At 64.8% G+C, this 17421-nt stretch carries 14 protein-coding genes and 1 tRNA gene; 7 read left to right on the forward strand and 8 right to left on the reverse strand.

The features are described from left to right. Positions 1-158: 158 nt before the first annotated feature. Complete coding sequence (locus EMO90_RS07840) at positions 159-359, reverse strand: hypothetical protein (RefSeq protein WP_150353983.1); 201 nt, start codon at positions 357-359, stop codon at positions 159-161. A 132-nt stretch (positions 360-491) separates the two neighbouring features. Next, positions 492-1562, reverse strand: a complete 1071-nt coding sequence (locus EMO90_RS07845) for an endonuclease/exonuclease/phosphatase family protein (RefSeq protein ID WP_150353982.1) — start codon at positions 1560-1562, stop codon at positions 492-494. Positions 1563-1677: 115 nt separating this feature from the next. On the opposite strand from EMO90_RS07845, the gene EMO90_RS07850 reads away from it, so the two are divergent. Continuing rightward, positions 1678-1750: transfer RNA gene (locus EMO90_RS07850), tRNA-Arg, on the forward strand. 121 nt (positions 1751-1871) lie between these two features. Here EMO90_RS07850 and EMO90_RS07855 read toward each other — a convergent pair. Further along, a complete protein-coding gene (locus EMO90_RS07855; protein ID WP_150353981.1) occupies positions 1872-3746 on the reverse strand; it encodes an oleate hydratase in 1875 nt (624 codons plus the stop codon). 725 nt (positions 3747-4471) lie between these two features. On the opposite strand from EMO90_RS07855, the gene EMO90_RS07860 reads away from it, so the two are divergent. Further along, entirely contained in the window at positions 4472-5311 is an 840-nt protein-coding gene (locus tag EMO90_RS07860; protein WP_150353980.1) for a DUF4391 domain-containing protein, read from the forward strand. Positions 5312-5476: 165 nt separating this feature from the next. Continuing rightward, on the forward strand, positions 5477-6262 hold the full coding sequence (locus tag EMO90_RS07865; RefSeq protein WP_150353979.1) for a carbohydrate-binding protein: 786 nt from the start codon (positions 5477-5479) through the stop codon (positions 6260-6262). Positions 6263-6597: 335 nt separating this feature from the next. On the opposite strand, the gene EMO90_RS07870 is transcribed toward EMO90_RS07865, so the two are convergent. Continuing rightward, positions 6598-7566 (reverse strand): Ppx/GppA phosphatase family protein, encoded by a 969-nt coding sequence (locus EMO90_RS07870; protein ID WP_150353978.1) that lies wholly within the window; start codon positions 7564-7566, stop codon positions 6598-6600. Between the two features lie 434 nt (positions 7567-8000). Then, positions 8001-8660 carry a response regulator transcription factor gene (locus EMO90_RS07875; protein ID WP_190971996.1) on the reverse strand — a complete coding sequence of 220 codons (660 nt, stop codon included), beginning with the start codon at positions 8658-8660 and terminating at the stop codon, positions 8001-8003. 219 nt (positions 8661-8879) lie between these two features. Between EMO90_RS07875 and EMO90_RS07880 the strand changes: the two genes are divergently transcribed. After that, entirely contained in the window at positions 8880-9605 is a 726-nt protein-coding gene (locus EMO90_RS07880) for a hypothetical protein (protein ID WP_150353976.1), read from the forward strand. 10 nt (positions 9606-9615) lie between these two features. Here the strand turns inward: EMO90_RS07880 and EMO90_RS07885 are convergent, their stop codons facing one another. Further along, positions 9616-10653, reverse strand: coding sequence for a nucleoside hydrolase (locus EMO90_RS07885; RefSeq protein WP_190971995.1), 1038 nt, complete (start codon positions 10651-10653; stop codon positions 9616-9618). A gap of 203 nt (positions 10654-10856) precedes the next feature. On the opposite strand from EMO90_RS07885, the gene EMO90_RS07890 reads away from it, so the two are divergent. Further along, positions 10857-13010, forward strand: coding sequence for a right-handed parallel beta-helix repeat-containing protein (locus EMO90_RS07890; RefSeq protein ID WP_150353974.1), 2154 nt, complete (start codon positions 10857-10859; stop codon positions 13008-13010). 843 nt (positions 13011-13853) lie between these two features. Here the strand turns inward: EMO90_RS07890 and EMO90_RS07895 are convergent. Further along, positions 13854-14507, reverse strand: a complete 654-nt coding sequence (locus tag EMO90_RS07895) for a peptide deformylase (RefSeq protein WP_150353973.1) — start codon at positions 14505-14507, stop codon at positions 13854-13856. Between the two features lie 81 nt (positions 14508-14588). Then, positions 14589-15974, reverse strand: a complete 1386-nt coding sequence (gene glmM, locus EMO90_RS07900) for a phosphoglucosamine mutase (RefSeq protein WP_150353972.1) — start codon at positions 15972-15974, stop codon at positions 14589-14591. 251 nt (positions 15975-16225) lie between these two features. Between glmM and EMO90_RS07905 the strand changes: the two genes are divergently transcribed. Together EMO90_RS07905 and EMO90_RS07910 are read left to right on the forward strand one after the other, a co-directional pair. Next, a complete protein-coding gene (locus EMO90_RS07905; protein WP_150353971.1) occupies positions 16226-16729 on the forward strand; it encodes a helix-turn-helix domain-containing protein in 504 nt (167 codons plus the stop codon). A gap of 25 nt (positions 16730-16754) precedes the next feature. Next, positions 16755-17321: a PIN domain-containing protein gene (locus EMO90_RS07910; protein ID WP_150353970.1), complete on the forward strand. Its 567-nt coding sequence runs from the start codon at positions 16755-16757 to the stop codon at positions 17319-17321. Positions 17322-17421: the final 100 nt, after the last annotated feature.

Here is a 17421-nt window from a genome sequence, read left to right on the forward strand (position 1 = left end):
CTCCGGGCTCCGCTCAGGATGACGGGAGAACGGCTTTTCCGGACCGCCGCCTACGGACAGCCCACCGGGCTGTCCGTTTAACGGCTCGGTGCTCAGGATGACGAATAAAAAATGAGCTCTCCTTCGCGGGGAGCCCATTTCATTGCAATCCGAACGGATCAGGCGAAGTACTCGTCGACCAGCTTCTCAAGGGTGTCGCCATCCAGCGCGGCGGTGTCGGACTTGGTCTGCAGAATGTGACCGAACAGCTTGTCGGCCTGCTCGAACGTCAGCTTCTTGCCATGCTTCTCGGCGATGGCCAGCACATCCTGAACCACCTGCGCATCGCTCAGCTCGGAGATCAATTCCTTCTCAGCCATGAGAACTCCATTCACTCGCGGACCCTACATACCACTCGGGCCCTTTCACCAACCGTATTAATCCGCCTCATGCGCGCGCGGAACGCCTGTTCACCCACGGCAAACAATCGGGCAACAATCGGCAGCTTCCGCTCATGAGATGGCGATCGTTGCCAGCAACGCCGCATGATCGGAACCGGCCACCTGTCTGACCTCCATCCGGCCCGCCACAATGCCCTGATCGGTCACGATGTGATCGATCCCGGCGAAGCGCGGCAACGGCGACTTGTCGGCCGGCCAGGTGAACGTGAACCCATGGCCCGACTGCCGCGCCGCGTCGGTGAACCGCGTGCCCAGGAACTCCCGGAAGGGCGCATGGTCATACGTGGCGTTGAAGTCACCCATGAACACGTAGCGAGCATCCGTCCGGCCCCGCATCATGCCCAGCTCGTCGATCGACTTCCTCCACAGCCTCCAGTAGCCGGGCACGGGCGCGGTGGTGTGCACGGAGACGAACCGGATGGGCGTTTTGCCGTCGTTGAACCGCACGGTGGCGCCGGGCATGAACGACGCGCTCGAATGCACCTCGTCGTCCACCGGATCGCCGAGCGGCGTGGTGGACCACAGGCCGTTGCCGAAGACGCCATCGGACGACGACACCTTGGAGTACGGCAGGTACTGCTTGATGCCGGCCCGCTCGAGCCGGGCGACGAAATCGGCACTGGTCTCCTGCAGGGCCAGCACCTCCACGCGCTCGTCGCGCACGAGTTCGACGACCCGGGCCGCATCGGCGTTGCCCTTGTACACGTTCATCGTCATCACGCGCGCGTAGGCGTCGATCGGATTCGGGCTGGCCGTGGACATGGCGTGCGCCGCGCCTTCCGGCAGTGTGGCCGACGGCGAAAAGAACGGATACTGCCACCACGCCTGCGCGGCCAGGCACAGCACCATGACCAGGGCCGTCGTCCATCGCTTGGACACCAGCGACAGCACAAGGGCGACCAAGGCGATCAGGGCGAACCACGGCGTGAACGACACGACGATCGGCAGATAGGGCACGGCCGCCACCTCGCCGGGCAGCTCGCGCGCGACCGTGCCCAGCAGGGCCACCAGGGACAGCACCGCGGCGAGCGCGCCCATCATCCGGCCCCAGACCTTTCCGGCACCATGCCCGCGTCCGTTTCCGCGCGCGATCGTCTTCCTCACGCCCTTCGCAGCAGCCATGCCATAATCCTTTCCGCTTCATCCGGTGCCATCGACTGCCACACTACCGCCTTCAGCCCGATTCGCGCCACGCGAGCGCGACCCGGCCGAAATCCATGTACAATGGAACACCGTTGCCCCGGTAGCTCAGGGGATAGAGCACCGCTCTCCTAAAGCGGGTGTCGTGCGTTCGAATCGCATCCGGGGCACGTTTCGCGCAATACCGCAGCGCGAATTGCAGCGCGGTAATGCATAAATCCAAAGGGGCGGATGATTCAATCGAGAATCATCCGCCCCTTGCGTTTTGGCTCCGCCGGCGCGTCCGGCGCGTCAGATCACGCCGTATTCCCTGAGCAGCTTGCCAATGTCGGTGGCGTCGAGCTTCTTGAGCACCTTGGCCAGAACGGCCTTCTCCACGAGGTTGAGCTTCATGTCCGTCACCGGGGCGCCGTCGCGCAGCTTCACGGTGGCGTTGAGCAGGTTGCGCACGTCGTACACGCTGCCCCACACCTCCGGCACGCCGCGATCCACGCCGGCCAGCGTGTAGACGGCCTCCATGCCGGTGCGCATGGAGTATTCGGTGGTGAAGATCGTGTCGCGCGGGGTTTCGGCGAACTGGCCCAGGAACGCGAAGTTCACGGCGCCGTCGGGCACCACGTCGGGGCGGTCGCCGGCCGCGCGGGGCATGAAGAACGCGGTGATGTACGGCATCATGACCGGCACGGTGTTGGCGTGGTCGTGCGCAAGCTCGTGGATGCGGTCCTCCGGCACGCCCATCTGCCATAGCCACTCCTCGCAGATCTCCTCGCCGGTGCATTCGGTCATCGGCTTCTTCACGTAGTTGCCGGGCTTGTCCGGGAACAGGCCGTACACCCACACGCACAGCTCGTTCTTGGGCTGGTCGCGGAACTGCTGCTGGCGGTTGAGGGTCCAGCTCATGAGCCAGTTGGAATCGGTGCAGGTGACGATGCCGCCGGTGACCACATGGCCGGTGAACGGGTCGCGCTTGCAGATCTTCTGGATATAGGGCGGGATCTCGCCGTCCAGCGTGGTCACGGTGGCGCTCATCCACTTGGTGGCCTGCGGGTCGGAGCAGAACGTGTCCGGATGTCCGAAGCTCGGGTCCTGCTTGGCGATGCGGCGCCACATGTCCCAGCCGCCGCCGGGCTTGATGTCCGGGTTCCATCCGGCGGGCTCGGTCTGGGAACCCATGGTGGAGTTCTCCACGCAGCCGCCGTTGGTGATGAACACGAAGTCATCCTCGGTGAGGTCCACGGCGCGCATGGTGCCGTCGGCCTCGGTGAGCACGATGCGCTTGGCGGTCTTGCGGGTGGGGCTGGAGTACGGGTTGCGGGCGAACTGGGCCTGCTGGATCTTCTGGATGGTGTCCTGGCCGGTGCCGGTCACCGCGCGCTTCGGGCCCACTCCCCCGCCGATCTCGAACTCCACGTTCTCCACCTTGGTGTTGTAGTGGAAGTCCACGCCGGCCTTCTTCAGGTACTCGACCATGGGCAGGATCATGGACTCGTACTGGTTGTAGCGGGTGAAGCGCAGGGCGGAGAAGTCCGGCAGGCCGCCGATGTGGTGGATGAAGCGCTTGATGTACAGCTTCATCTCGAGGGCCGAGTGCCAGTTCTCGAAGGCGAACATGGTGCGCCAGTACATCCAGAAGTTGGAGTTGAGGACCTCGTCGTCGAAGAAGTCGGTGATGGGCTTGTCGTACAGGTCCTCGTCCGGGGTGAAGAACAGCTTCATGATCTGCATGGAGGCCTTGTCCGAAAGGCCGAACTTGCCTTCGGTGCCGGCGTCCCGGCCGCGGTCCTTGGTGGCGCGGCACAGCGAGTAGTTCGGGTCCTCCTTGTTGAGCCAGTAGTATTCATCCAGCACGGAGACATCCGGGTTCTCGATGGACGGGATGGAGCGGAACAGGTCCCACATGACCTCGAAGTGGTTGTCCATCTCGCGCCCGCCGCGCATCACGTACCCGGTGCCAGGGATGTTGAGGCCGTCGCAGGCGCCGCCGGGGACCGGGTCCTTCTCGTAGATGTGGATGTTCTCGCCGGGCATGCGCGCGTCGCGCACCAGATAGCATGCCGCGGACAGGGCGGCGAGGCCTGTGCCGATGATGTGCGCGCTCTTGTGGTCGATGCCCGTGGGCTTCTTGGGACGCGCGAACGCCTCATAATTGCCGCTGGAATAATACATGTCGCCCTCCTTCGGGTTCGATGGGCTTCGGCGGGACGATATCCGCTTCGCGGCCGCCTTCCGCAGCCTCACCCGCGATACGTCCGACGGCGATTGCCCGAGTTGACTCCATTGTGCCTCACCTTGACTGAAGATTGGCCGAACATTAGACGGCGTGTTGTCTAAATTGCTGGTACAAAGCGAACGAGACCCCTTCGAGACGGAACGCGGACCCACCGCAGCCCTCCTTCGGGCTGCTATCTCGCTGCTATCTTGCATTGTGGGGGCGGATTTCAGCCTTTGCAGAATGCTAAACACACAACCGGGGGCGTATTTGGTGCGCACAGTCGGAAAATAGGAGCGCATTCGCCTTCCGCCGCATCCGCATCACCAATGCGAAAACCATTGAAATTCCGCGCTTTTCTGCCACACACCCTTCCTTGGCCCATTTCAACAGGACCGGCATGACTCGGGCTTGCAACCGGTCTTCCGGCGTTGAGACGCCCCCGATTGCGCGTTTACCACTCTGCAAAGGGCCAAATCTGCCCTCACCTACGCAGTTACGCCAGACTACGCGCAAACGCCGCCGGAAACTACGCGCCGGAGCCGATAGCTAAAGGAAGAGGCGGAGAAGGGAGGGCACGCCCGCACGAAGCACCGGCGTTCACGACCGGCGGGTATAGTGCGAGACAACGTTTCCGCACGGGAGCCGCTCCGGAACCCGCGCGCCGCCGGAAGGAAGGCCAATGATGTCAGTCGCAACCTGTGGCACCGTATCCGTCACCGCACTGGGTCTGCCCGACTCGATCGCGATACCGGCCGCCAAGGGCACCCTGCCCAAGGCCGCCTTCGTGGGCAAGTCGCTGATTTCTGCCAAACTCAAGGCCCACTTGGTGAACGACGTCGCATCGATCACGCTGCTGGGTCTGCTGCGGCCGGCAAACGCGGGCGTGGCCGACGGCGTGCGCGTGCACGAGATTCTGGTGCTGGGGCTGCGGCTCAACGGCGCCGGCGCGAAGGTGCCGGAGGATGTGGTGGAGCACATCGCGGCGCAGCGGAAGGGCGGGATTCTGTTCGTGTGTGTGCGTGACCGGACGGATTCCCCCGCGAAGGCCGACGCCAAGGCGGGCTCACCGGCCGGCAAACCCGCACAATCAAGCCAGTCCAGCAAGCCGAGCCGGTCCGACCGCCCAGTCCAGTCCGCTCAGCCAAGCCAGCCCGTCCAGCCCGGCGAGCAATGCGCGCTGGCCGTGCGCCGGCGCATTCCCGGTCGTGCGGGGCATGTGGAGCACTTCTCCATATATACCGGCGAGTGGCAGGATCCCGCGGACATGCTCGTGGAGCTTGAGGGCACCACGATGGACGAGGTGTGGGACGGCCTGTGCTCGCAGGTGATCCTGGGCAGCGCCGATCATGCCGACCTGGACGAGCGCATCGCCCGGCGCGACCTGATCGCCGCGCTCGAGGCCGACGAAGCCCGGCTTGCGGGCGACCATGCCCGCGCGAAGGACCCTGCCAAGCGCAACGAGGCCTTTGCGAAACTCGCCAAGGTCCGCGCGCAGCTCAAACAACTGCGCGAGCAGTGATGCCGGCCGGCGCCAAGGTACCCAGCCGCCCGGCCTGACGCGATGGCCACGAAGACCGCCTGGAGACCGCCCCGACACGCAAAACACCTCGTGAAACCGGTTTCATTTTGGCGGGCCGCATGGCATACTGGGAACGAACCATTCTCCGAATCGAAAGGATCAACGATGACCTTGTCCATCGCCGTCGAGAACGCGGCCGGCACCAAGCTGGCCGAAACCGATGCCGCCGAGCGCGCCACACTCGTCTACCGCGAACCGTATGCCCCTGGCGACCGCATCCGCTTCACCGTGCCCGAGCCGGGCTACTATCAGGTTCGCGTGGATGATGCGATCGACGAATCCCTCGTCTACCTGACCGCCCCCGAATTCACGTTCACCGTGCCGTTCGAGGACGCCGCCATCCCCTACAACCCCAAGGCGTTCACCGGCGACCTGCACCTGATCTCCCTGCATCCGGCCACCGCCGACGAGGCCGGCGCCACCCGCAATCTGGCCGTCAACCCCATCGACCAGCACGATGAGGAACACGTCTTCCCGCACGCGCACGCCAACGCCGAGACCCGCAACGAGCCGGTGTTCTTCGCGCGCAACGCGATCGACGGCATCACCGCCAACGTCTCCCACGGCCTGTGGCCCTTCGCCACCTGGGGCAACGACAGCCGCGACGACGCCGAGATCACCGTGGAGTTCGGCCGCCCGGTCGATCTCGACGAGGTGGTGCTCGTCACCCGCGCCGACTTCCCGCACGACAACTGGTGGACGCAGGTCGATCTCACCTTCTCCAATGGCGAGACCCAGACCGTCCACATGGAGAAGAGCGACCAGCCGCACCGCTTCCCGGTGAAGGCCGAGGGCGTGACCTGGGTGAAGGTCGGCAACCTGATCAAGGCCGACGATCCGTCCCCGTGGGCCGCGCTGGTGCAGCTCGAGGCTTACGGCCACAACGCCTGAAACGCGGTAATACGTCTGTGATGAGTCGCTTTCGTCATCCTGAGCGTAGTCGAAGGATCCTTAATATGTGCAGAAAGTCAAAGGATCCTTCGACTCCGCCCTGCGGTGTCCGGCTACGCCGGACCGTCGCCGCCTTGGTGGCGGCTCCCTTCTCCTACGGACAGCCCAGTGGGCTGTCCGCCTAACGGCTCAGTGCTCAGGATGACGAAAAACCACCTCCGTCATCCTGAGCGGAGCGTAGCGTAGTCGAAGGATCCTTTGACTTCCCGCCCTATGGCTTTGTTGCGAAATGACGAAGGATCCTTCGGCTGCGCTCAGGATGACGTTAAGGCCGCTCAGAAGCCGAGCCTGGTGCGGCCGAACTGATCGAGCCAGCGCAGGATCGCGCCCTCGCGCAGCGCCCACGGGCAGATCTCGACCTCCTGCACATTGAGGGCCTTCATGATCTCGTCGGCCACGATGCCGCCGCCGACGATCTGCATCGTGCGCTCCGGCGTGATGCCGGGCAGGGCCACGCGCTGCTCGGGCGCGATGGCGGCGAGGCGCGGGATCCAGTCCTCAAGCTGCTCGCGCGTCATGATCCACGAGTCCTCGCGGCCCGGCGAGCGCATCACCGCGCCGGCCAGACGGGCCAGCGAGCGGAAGGTCTTGGACGTGCCGACCGCATGGTTCGGCATCTTGGACTTGGGGAAGCTCTTGACCATCGGCTCGAGTATCTTGCGCACGCGGGCGCGCACCTCCTCCAGCTCCTCGCCGGTGGCCGTGCCCTCCGGCAGGTACTTGGACGTGATGCGGCCGGCGCCCGCGGGCACGGACAGCGCCACGGTCGGCTCCTCGTCGGAGCCCATAGCCACCTCGAGCGAACCGCCGCCGATGTCCAGCACGAGCAGTCGGCCCGCATCCCAGCCGTACCAGCGCCGGGCGGCCAGGAAGGTCAGTCGGGCCTCGTCGGTTCCGGACAGGACCGTGACGCCCTGGCCGATCCGCTCCTCGATTTTGTGCAGGATCTTGTTGCCGTTGGGCGCCTCGCGGATGGCGGAGGTGGCCATGGCGAGCAGCTGCGTGATGTCGTATTCCTCGGCCAGCTTCATGCACTGGTCGACGGCCTCGAGAATCGCGTCAACGCCGGACTTCTTGATGGAGCCGTCGTCCTTGAGGTACTTCATGAGCCTCACCGTGGTCTTGGTGGAGGCCTCGGGCTCGGGACGGGCGCCGGGCGCGGCGTCGACGATGAGCATGTGGACGGTATTGGACCCGATGTCGAGCACGCCGAGTCGGGTGGTGTGGGAGCGCAGATTGATCACAATCTACGAGGGTAGCACCGCAAGCGCCCCCGCAGTGCACGTCAAACCTTCTATGCAGCGCACTCGGGTGCACCGAAGCACCTTTGGCGGCGCAAACCGCCTTCGGCCGCTTCGACCTGCGAGCGGTGCCCCCTCGTCATCCTGAGCACTGAGCCGTTAGGCGGGCCCTCTCCGTCATCCTGAGCGAAGCGTAGCGTGCCCCGTCATCCTGAGCGAAGCGCAGCGGAGTCGAAGGATCCTTAACTTCCTGCACAAATTAAAGGATCCTTCGACTCCGCGCTCCGCGCTCCGCTCAGGATGACGGAAGGGAAACCACTGCGCTCCGCTCAGGATGACGGAATATGCTTTTGTCATCCTGAGCGAAGCCCGTCAGGGCGTAGCCGAAGGATCCTTGACTTCCTGCACTATGGCTTTGTCGCGAAATGACGGAGGCACTACTCCTCCGCCGCATCCCAGTCGATGACCGCCTGCGCGTCATTCGCCGCGTGCATCTTGTTTCGAATGTTGCGACGGTGGCTGCGCAGCGTCTCCGGGCTGATGCCGAGCGTCGCGCAGATGGTCTCGGCGGGCATGTTGGCGGCGATCATGTCCATGATCTCCATCTCCCGTTTGGTGAGCTGGCCCCTATGCTGGCCCCTATGCTGGCCCAGCTGCCCCACCAATGCATCATGGGCGTGCGGGGCGGTGTCGAATCCATCCATCGTGCCGCCGGCCGCGATGCTGCGGATCGCGTTCACCAGCACGGTGTCGTCGTCCTTGCCCACCAGTCCCTGAACCCCGGCCCGGATCGCCTTGTCGCGTGCGTGCGCGTCCGGCACGGTCTGCATGACCAGCAGTTTGATCCGCGATGATCCCCGTCGGATGAGCCGGCATGAGTTCAATCCCTGCAGGCCTCTCAATACCAGGTTGATCAGCACCAGATCCGGTTTGCGCGCGTCCTTGGCGCAATGCTCCACCGCCGCCCTTCCGGTGGTTTCGCACCACAGCAGCGTGGCTTCCGGAATGCGGTCGAGAAGGATGATCCGCAGCATGCGCAGCGCCAGCGTATCCGCGCTGGCGACGCCTATGGTGAATGGTGTGGATGCGGTCGCCATAGCCCCTCCCTCCTGCACGGCACGTGCTTTGATGATCATCGTATCGCTCCCGCATTGCGTCCGGGCGTTCCCGTCCGCAATGATTGCCGATCCGTGCAGGTTTTGTGAACGGGACGGCGTGTGAGTCGATTTCTGCACGTGTGTGCAGAGGGCGTCCCCGCCGGTTTCGGATCGGCCCTATGGTTGGGGTCATCGGGATCATGGGCGAAGGAGCTGACGATGGGACGGTTGGGCGTGCGTGGGGTCGTGGCCGTTGCGGCTGCTGTTGTGCTGTGTCTGTCCGGTTGCGCGGGGATGCCGTCGGCGGGTGGCTCGTCCTCCAGCGGCTCCGCCGCGGCGTCCGGTTCCACGCCCAGCCCGGAGATCATCACGCGGGAGACCTTGAGCCGATATGCGTCGTCATTGCAGGAGTGGACGGAGAAGAACCTCCGGTTCGCCAAGCAATCCAGCAAGGTGTCCGATCGGCAGATCCAGATTCTGGAGGAGTCGGTGCGATCCGGCGAAGTATCGACGGCCGATTATGAACGGGCGTGGTCGAATTACAAGCAGTGCGTGGTGGGCAAGGGGCAGCCCGAGCCGCAGCTCGTCAAGTATCCCAATGGACTGTACGCCCAGATGGGAGTGACGGGCAGCGAACGGAAGGCCGGCGCCTTTCTGTCCGCCGCCCAGGCATGCAACACGGCCGAGGTGCTGTACGTCGTCATGGTGTACAACGCGCAGGTCGGCAACCCCGGACTGTATCAGGATTCGGATGAGCAGATGGTCGACTGCCTGCATCGCGCCGAGTTCATTCCGAAATCGTATACGGTTGACGACTATCGGCGGGAACGTCGGGCGGATGCCTTCTCGTTCGACAAGCTCGACGTGAACGTCCGTTCCTGCGAGGTGGCCAGCAACAAAGCCGTGCTGTACGATTCCGACCCGGTTCAGGACCTCGGCTGGTGACCGGCCGGCGTCACGCGTCGATCCATCGGCCGAAGGCGGCCAGCTTGGCGTAGAGATCCTCAAACAGCAGCCACGTGTCCACATGCGTGACGACGTGGATGCGTCCCTGATTGGTGGCGGTGACGTGCGGGGGCAGCGGACGGTCGTCGGCGTTCAGTTTGACGCCCGGATCGTCGGCCACGGTGAACCAGCTGCATGAGGCCGGAGCGGTGTCCCATGGGGTCTGCAGCACGGTGAGACCCACCAGCGGCGAATCGCCGAGGCAGTAGGCTCCGGTGGGCTGGGTGCCGTAGCGCTCGCCGAACCGGATGCGATCGATCTCATCGAGCAGGAACCCGCCGAGCGGGCCCAGGGGGCGGAGCCGTTCGCGCAGTTGGGCCACGGAGACCAGACACTGCCGGTAGACGTCACGCGGCACCTGCCACAGGGGGAATGCCGAATCGCACAGCAGCGCACGGGCGGCGAAGGGATCGATCTCGGCGTTGTACTCCTTGGCGAAACGGCCGAGCGGCGGCTGCGCGAACCCCGGATACTCCTGCCCTCCGATCCACACCACGCTCATGCGCCCGGCGATGGCAGGCTCCGTCAGCGACGCACTGATCAGATCGGTCACGCCGCCGCCGGCCACGTAGTAGAGCGGCAGATCGGTGTCGTCACGCATCGCCTCGCGGATGATCGCCTCGCATGCCTCGCTGGGCCGAGGGGTGGAGGCGTCGGCCAGCGGCAGCTCGGAGCCGGTGACCACGATGCCGTCGTCATCTCGCGCGCCAAGGAGCCCGAGCAGGGTTTCGACGCGCTTGCGGCCGTCGGCGGCGGAGTGCGGGGAGGAGTGGAGGAAGTCGCCGGCATGCAGGTGCGAGCAGACGATCAGACGGATGTCGGCGGTTTCCGACAGCAGGTGGTGGACGAGCTGGAACAGGTCATCCGGGTCGCCGGCGAAGTCATTGTCGATGATCACGCGGCAGGCCTTGCGCGACTGCGCACGGGATTCCAGCCACGGCGCCGTGTTGATGGGCCACGTCTTGGTTGCCTTGGTTGTGTTGGTCATATCGGACCTCCCATCGTCCGCCTGCCTTCGGCCCCGGACTGGCTCCGATTGATGTCGGGTCCCACATGGTGGGATCGGCTGCGGATTCGCCCGGGTTTGTGGCCGAAGTAAGTTCAATGGTTTTATCATTGATTGAGGCATGGACCCGATCACGGTCCCGTGACACCGGCGTCCCATGATCCGAACCTGACGAGGGAGCGCATATGACCACCTATCACGTGGCGCGGCAATCGGACATCGCGGGCGAAGGCACCGTCGCCGCCCCATTCCGGACCATCAACGAGGCGGCGGCCATCGCGCGGCCCGGCGACGAGATCATCGTGCACGCCGGCGTCTACCGCGAACGCGTCGATCCGCAGTACGGCGGCGAGGAAGGCCGACCGATCGTCTACCGTGCAGCCGACGGCGAACGGCCGCTGATCACCGGCTCCGAACGCGTGCGGGGCTGGATCGCCGAGGGCGACGGCGTGTGGCGGGCCGAACTGCCCAATGCCATGTTCGGCGCATTCAACCCCTACGCGCGCACGGTGTATGGCGACTGGGTGGTGGATGCGAGTTCGCACGCCCGCGCGGTGCGGGTCGGCGACGACGCGCTCAGTCCCGAGGCCGCCGCGGACGGCTATCCGGAGCGTCCCGCGTGCCATCTGGGCCAGGTGTATCTCAACGGCCACGCGCTTTACGAGGCGTTCAGCCTGGCCGAGGTACGCCATCCCATGCCCCGCACGGTGGGATTCGACTCCGGACTGGGCGCCAACGGGGCCGTGGCCGATCCGCCCAAGGCGACCACGCTGGTGTGGTACGCGCAGGTGAGCGGCAATCGGGCAGACGGCACCACCACGATCTGGGCGAACTTCGGCGGCGCCGATCCGAACGTCGAGGAGGTGGAGGCCAACGTGCGCGAGTCGTGCTTCTACCCCTCCAAGCCGCAGATCAACCACATCACCGTGCGGGGCTTCGAACTCGCCCGCGCCGCCAGTCCGTGGGCGCCGCCGACCGGCGACCAGATCGGCCTGATCGGCACGCACTGGTCGCGCGGCTGGATCATCGAGGACAACGACATCCACGACGCCAAGTGCTCCGCGGTATCGCTGGGCAAGGAAGGTTCCACCGGGGACAACGACTCCACGCGCACGCGGCGCAAGTCCGGCTACCAGTACCAGATGGAGGCCGTGTTCAAGGCGCTGCGCTTCGGCTGGGCCAGGGGCGTGGTCGGCGGGCACATCGTGCGCAACAACGTGATCCACGACTGCGGGCAGAACGGCGTGGTGGGCCACATGGGCTGCGCGTTCGGCGTGATCAAGGGCAACGAGATCTACAACATCGCCACCAGACGCGAGTTCTGGGGGCACGAGATTGGCGGCATCAAGCTGCACGCCGCCGTCGACACGGTGATCCGCGCCAACAACGTGCATGACTGCACGCTTGGCATGTGGCTCGACTGGCAGACGCAGGGCACGCACATCGACCGCAACGTGTTCTGGGACAACTCGCGCGACGTGATGGTGGAGGTGAGCCATGGACCGTACACGGTGAGCGACAACGTGTTCGCCTCGCCGATCGCACTGGACGTCTTCTCCGACGGCGGCGCGTTCGTGAACAATCTGATCGGCGGCAAGCTGCGGCTTGTGCGTGTGCTCGACCGCTCCACGCCCTATCATTTCCCGCACACCACCGAGGTGGCCGGCTCCGCATTCGTCTACGGCGGCGACGACCGCTTCATCAACAACGTGTTCGTCAAGCCCGCCGGCAGCGCGCCCGATTCCGACGAGCAGAAGCACTGGCACGTGGAGGGCCACGGCACGCGCGTCTACAATCTGCAGGCAAAGCGCGACATGCCCCGCTGTTCGGGCGAACATGGCGAGCGGCCCGTCGATGTGGAGGGCTATGAGCGGCTGGTGCGTGAGTTCGTGGACAGCAGCGGCGACGAGGAGCGGTTCCGCGATGTGCCGCAGCCGGTGCTCGCGCGCGACAACACGTATCTGGGCGGGGCACGGCCGCTGCTGGGGGAGACCGGAGCGATGACACTGGACGGACCTGCGCGCGTCGAGGTGACCGGGCGCGGCGATGCGGACTCGGAACGCCATGTGACGCTGACCCTTCGGACGGACGATTCGGCGACCGGATCGACGACCGGCGCTACGGGGGACCCATCCTTCCCGCTTGGCGCGGGCCGCGTGGTGAGCACCGCCGACCTCGGCACCCCGCGCGTGGTCGAGGAGCGCTTCGAGAAGCCGGATGGCTCGCCGTTCACGTTCGACGCTGACATTATGGGCGCCGCGCGCGGCGAGCATTCGGCCCGTGGACCCCTTGCGGACCTGCGTCCGGGCGTCGAAGCCGTGGTGTGGTCGCGCGCATGACGCCGGCCGGCCACCAGCCGACGGCATCCCCGCGCAACCGGACAGGCACAGCACAGCAGCCGCAACGGCCACGACCCCACGCACGCCCAATCGTCCCATCGTCAGCTCCTTCGCCCATGATCCCGATGAGCCCAACCAATGGGGCCGAACCGAAACCGGCGGGGACGCCCTCTGCACACACGTGCAGAAATCGACCCACGCACGGCGCTGTTCATCAAACCCGCACGAATCGGCAATCATCGCGCAGCCACCGTTGCAACATCCGCGGCAAGATGCACGCGGCGAATGACGCGCAAGCGGTCATCGACTGGGACACGGCGGAGGAGCAACACAACGTCATCCTGAACGGAACCCTCTTTTTTCCGTCATCCTAAGCACTGAGCCATTAGGACATAGCGGAGCCGAAGGATCCTTAACTATGCGCCCACGCGCTCCATTCCAACGTCCCGATCTGCCCAGTTTGACCTAGCTGGTAGCGCAAACTGGGCAAATCCGGCCGTTGCACTCACGAACTGGGCAGATCTGGTCATCTGGAGGCCGATTTGGGGCTCTAGCAACCCAGATCTGCCCAGTTTGCAAAACCAGCGTCCCGATCTGCCCAGTTCGCAGGATTCCCCGCCGTCATCCTGAGCGAAGCGCAGCGGTTTCCCTTTCGTCATCCTGAGCGGAGCGCGGAGCGCGGAGTCGAAGGATCCTTAACCTTCTGCACAAATTAAGGATCCTTCGACTCCGCGCTCCGCTCAGGATGACAGGGAAACACGCTTCGCTCAGGATGACGGGAAAAAACGTGCTTCGCTCAGGATGACGTGATCTCACTCGCTCAGGATGACGGCGGAAACCCGCTCACAGGTCGAAGCCGAGCTCCTTGGCGGCCTCGGTGGGCACCGGGTCCTCGCACCACAGGTCCTCGAGGTTCTCATAGGTGGTCAGGGAGCGGATCTCCGCGCGGTCGATGTACAGCTCGCCGCTCAGATGGTCGGTCTCGTGCTGGAAGATGCGCGCCGGCCAGCCGTGCAGGTGCTCCTTGTGGTGCTGGCCGTTCTCATCGTCCCATTCGGCGGTGATGTCCAGCCAGCGGCGGCGCACGGCCTGATAGCCGTCGAAGCTCAGGCAGCCTTCGTAGAAGCTGCGGGTCTCCTCCCCCGCCGGCTCGTACTTCGGGTTGATGATCGCATGGAACGGGAATTCGGCGATCTCGCGCGGGTCGTCGGCGTCGTCGCGGATGTGGTCCTCCACCACGGCGATGGCGAGGTTCAGCCCAATCTGCGGACCGGCGAGGCCCACGCCGGGCGCTTCGAGCATCGTGGTGTGCATCACGTCGATCAGCTTGGCGAGTGTGCCTTTGCGCAGCTGGCCGTCGTAGCGCACGCACTGCTGGCGCAGCACGGGCTCTCCGGCCTGCACGATCGGCAGGACCTTCTCCTTGCCGCCCTCCTTGAGCAGCTGCTCGATCTCGTTGGTCAGCTCGATGTCGACTTTCGCGTTCCTTCCGAACATGCGCGCGGTTCTCCTTGTACCTGTATGTCTATCCGTATGCCTTATTGCCCTTGTGCCTCGGCCGCCCGAATCCGATCCGGCCTACAGCGCCAGCTCGTCGGCCACCACCTGGGCCAGACGGGCGCACACCTCATCGGCCTGCTCCTGCGTGGCGGCCTCGGCCATCACGCGTACCACGGGCTCGGTGCCAGAGGGGCGCAGCAGCACGCGGCCGGTGTCGCCGAGCAGCTTGCTCTCGCGCTCCACCGCGGCCTGCACCTTGGCGTTCGTGGTGGCGGCCATCTTGTCCACGTTGGGCACGTTGACCAGCTGCTGGGGCAGCTGCGGGAAGTCGGCGGCCAGTTCCTTGAGGCTCTTGCCGGACTGGACCACCTCGTTGCACAGCGTGAGCGCGGTGAGCGTGCCGTCGCCGGTGGTGGCGAATTCGCGGTTGATGACGTGGCCGGACTGCTCGCCGCCCAGCGAGTAGTTGCCGCGCAGCATCTCCTCGAGCACGTAGCGATCGCCCACGGCGGTCTGCACGGTGGTGATGCCCATGTCCTTGAGCGCGAGCTTCAGGCCCAGGTTGCTCATCACGGTCACCACGAGCGTGTTGTGGTTGAGCTTGCCCTGACGCTTCTTGGAGCGGGCCAGGATGCCCATGATCTGATCGCCGTTGACCATGTTGCCGTCCTCATCCACCGCGAGGCAGCGGTCGGCGTCGCCGTCGAAGGCCACGCCCATCACCGCGTCGGAGGCCTTGACCATGGCCTGCAGCTGCTCGGGGTGCGTGGAGCCGGCGTGGCGGTTGATGTTGTAGCCGTCCGGGGAGGCGTTGATGACGATCACCTCGGCGCCCGCGCGTCGCAGCGCGGTGGGGGCCACCACGGAGGTGGCGCCGTTCGCGCAGTCGGCCACGATCTTGAGGCCCTTGAGGGGCTTGGGCTGCACCTTGTCCGCGCCGAGCGGGGCGATCGTGGAGACCAGATGGTCGATGTACAGGTCGGTGGCGGTCTTGGTGTCGTGGCTCACGCGGCCCACGCCGGCGCCGGTGGGGCGCTTCCAGTCCTGGCCCAGCACGGCCTCGATCTCATCCTCCTTGCTGTCCGGCAGCTTGAAGCCGCCGCGCGCGAAGAACTTGATGCCGTTGTCCGGCATGGGGTTGTGGGAGGCGGAGATCACCGCGCCCATCTCCACGTTGAGCACGGAGGTCAGGTAGGCCACGCCCGGGGTGGGGATGATGCCCGCGTCGATCACGTCGAAGCCGCCCGCGGCCATGCCGGCGGACAGCGCGGCGGCCAGGAAATCGCCGGACACGCGCGTATCGCGGCCCACGAGCGCACGACGGCGGCCCTCCGGCTGATCGTCCTTGGTGCCGGAATCCCCCAGCACGCGCACGGCCGCATCTCCCAGATCCAACGCCAGCCGCGCCGTCAGATCCTTGTTCGCCAAACCGCGAACACCGTCGGTACCGAACATCTTTGGCATGTTCCACATCCTCGCTAGTAACCGCCCGCGGCCTGGCGCCCCGGGCTTCCCAATACCTGAACCATCGTACCCAACCGAATGCGCCGAATCGCGCCGCCCCGCGCATTCCTGCCCAATTCGGTCGCATATGGCCGCATGCGGTTCGTCTCCAGAGCGCCTTCAACAAGGACGCACCCATATTTTCGAATATTTCGTTTATGGATATAATAAGGATTGGACACATCGATCGCATCAGCACAGGAGGCATGATCATGAGCGCACGCAGTATAGCCAAGGAGTCCATGACGGTTCTGCCGAATGCGGACGATCGTCGCCAGCTCATGGACATCACGGAGGCGCTGTCAGGCCTCGATGTCGAGTTCAACAGCATGACGGCTCGGGAGGATTTCCCCATCGCCACCCTCAAGGTGCCGGGCAGACAGGCGAGACCGCTCACACCCGAGCTGGCGGACGCTTTGCTCACGGTGGCCGAACAGCTGTCCCGCGGCAAGGCCGTGTTCATCGCCCCATACGACACCAAACTCACCACGCAGGACGCGGCGGATTTCCTTGGCGTATCCCGCCCCACCCTTGTCAAAATGCTTGAGGAGGGGGACATCCCGTTTGAGAAGGTCGGTCGGCATCGTCGCGTGCTGCTGGCGGACCTGCAGCGATACGCGGATGACCGCCATCGGAGGAACCTTGATCTGCTTGATGATCTGGCCTCTGGCGAAAACCCCGATGACACACTCGGCAATCCACTGATCTCACGATGAAGACCATTCAGGCAGGGAGACGTCCATGAGCTTCCCCGTATTTTTCGACACATGCACATTGTTCGGGGAAGCCGTCAACGATCTGATCCTTCGTCTGGCCGAAGCTCGGTTCTTCACACCATATTGGTCAAAGGACGTGCTTGGGGAACTGCATAGAAATCTGACAATCCGAATCGGCGAGGAACGGGCGAACAAGCGAATACACGTCATGACCACCGTGTTCCCGGATGCCATGGTCACCGGATATGAAACCCTCATCGAGGGCATGACATGCGATCCCAAGGACCGTCACGTGCTCGCCGCCGCCGATCATTCGCCCGCGGGGACCTTGGTGACATTCAACCTCAAGGATTTCCCGCCCTCGTCCACCGAACCGTTGCATATGGAGGTCAGGCACCCGGATGATTTCCTGCTTGATGTGCTCGATCTTGATCCCGGAAAGGTGGGATGGATCTGTCATACGGCATTGCGGAGCTACCGAAGATATCCGCAGACACCGGAGGATTACACCCACCTCATGCTGCAATCCGGATTGCCGAACTTCGCCGCACACATCTATCCGGTTCTCGATGCCCTGGATGAAGGCGAGTAAAGGACCATACAACAAACAAAGCGGAACGTTTGGTCCGTTTTGAGCCCGATTTGGGGGGCCGAAAACGAACCAAACGTTCCGCTTTGCGAAAGCAGGGCGC

It is taken from the genome of Bifidobacterium vespertilionis (genome assembly GCF_008698145.1).
GTDB lineage: Bacteria > Actinomycetota > Actinomycetes > Actinomycetales > Bifidobacteriaceae > Bifidobacterium > Bifidobacterium vespertilionis.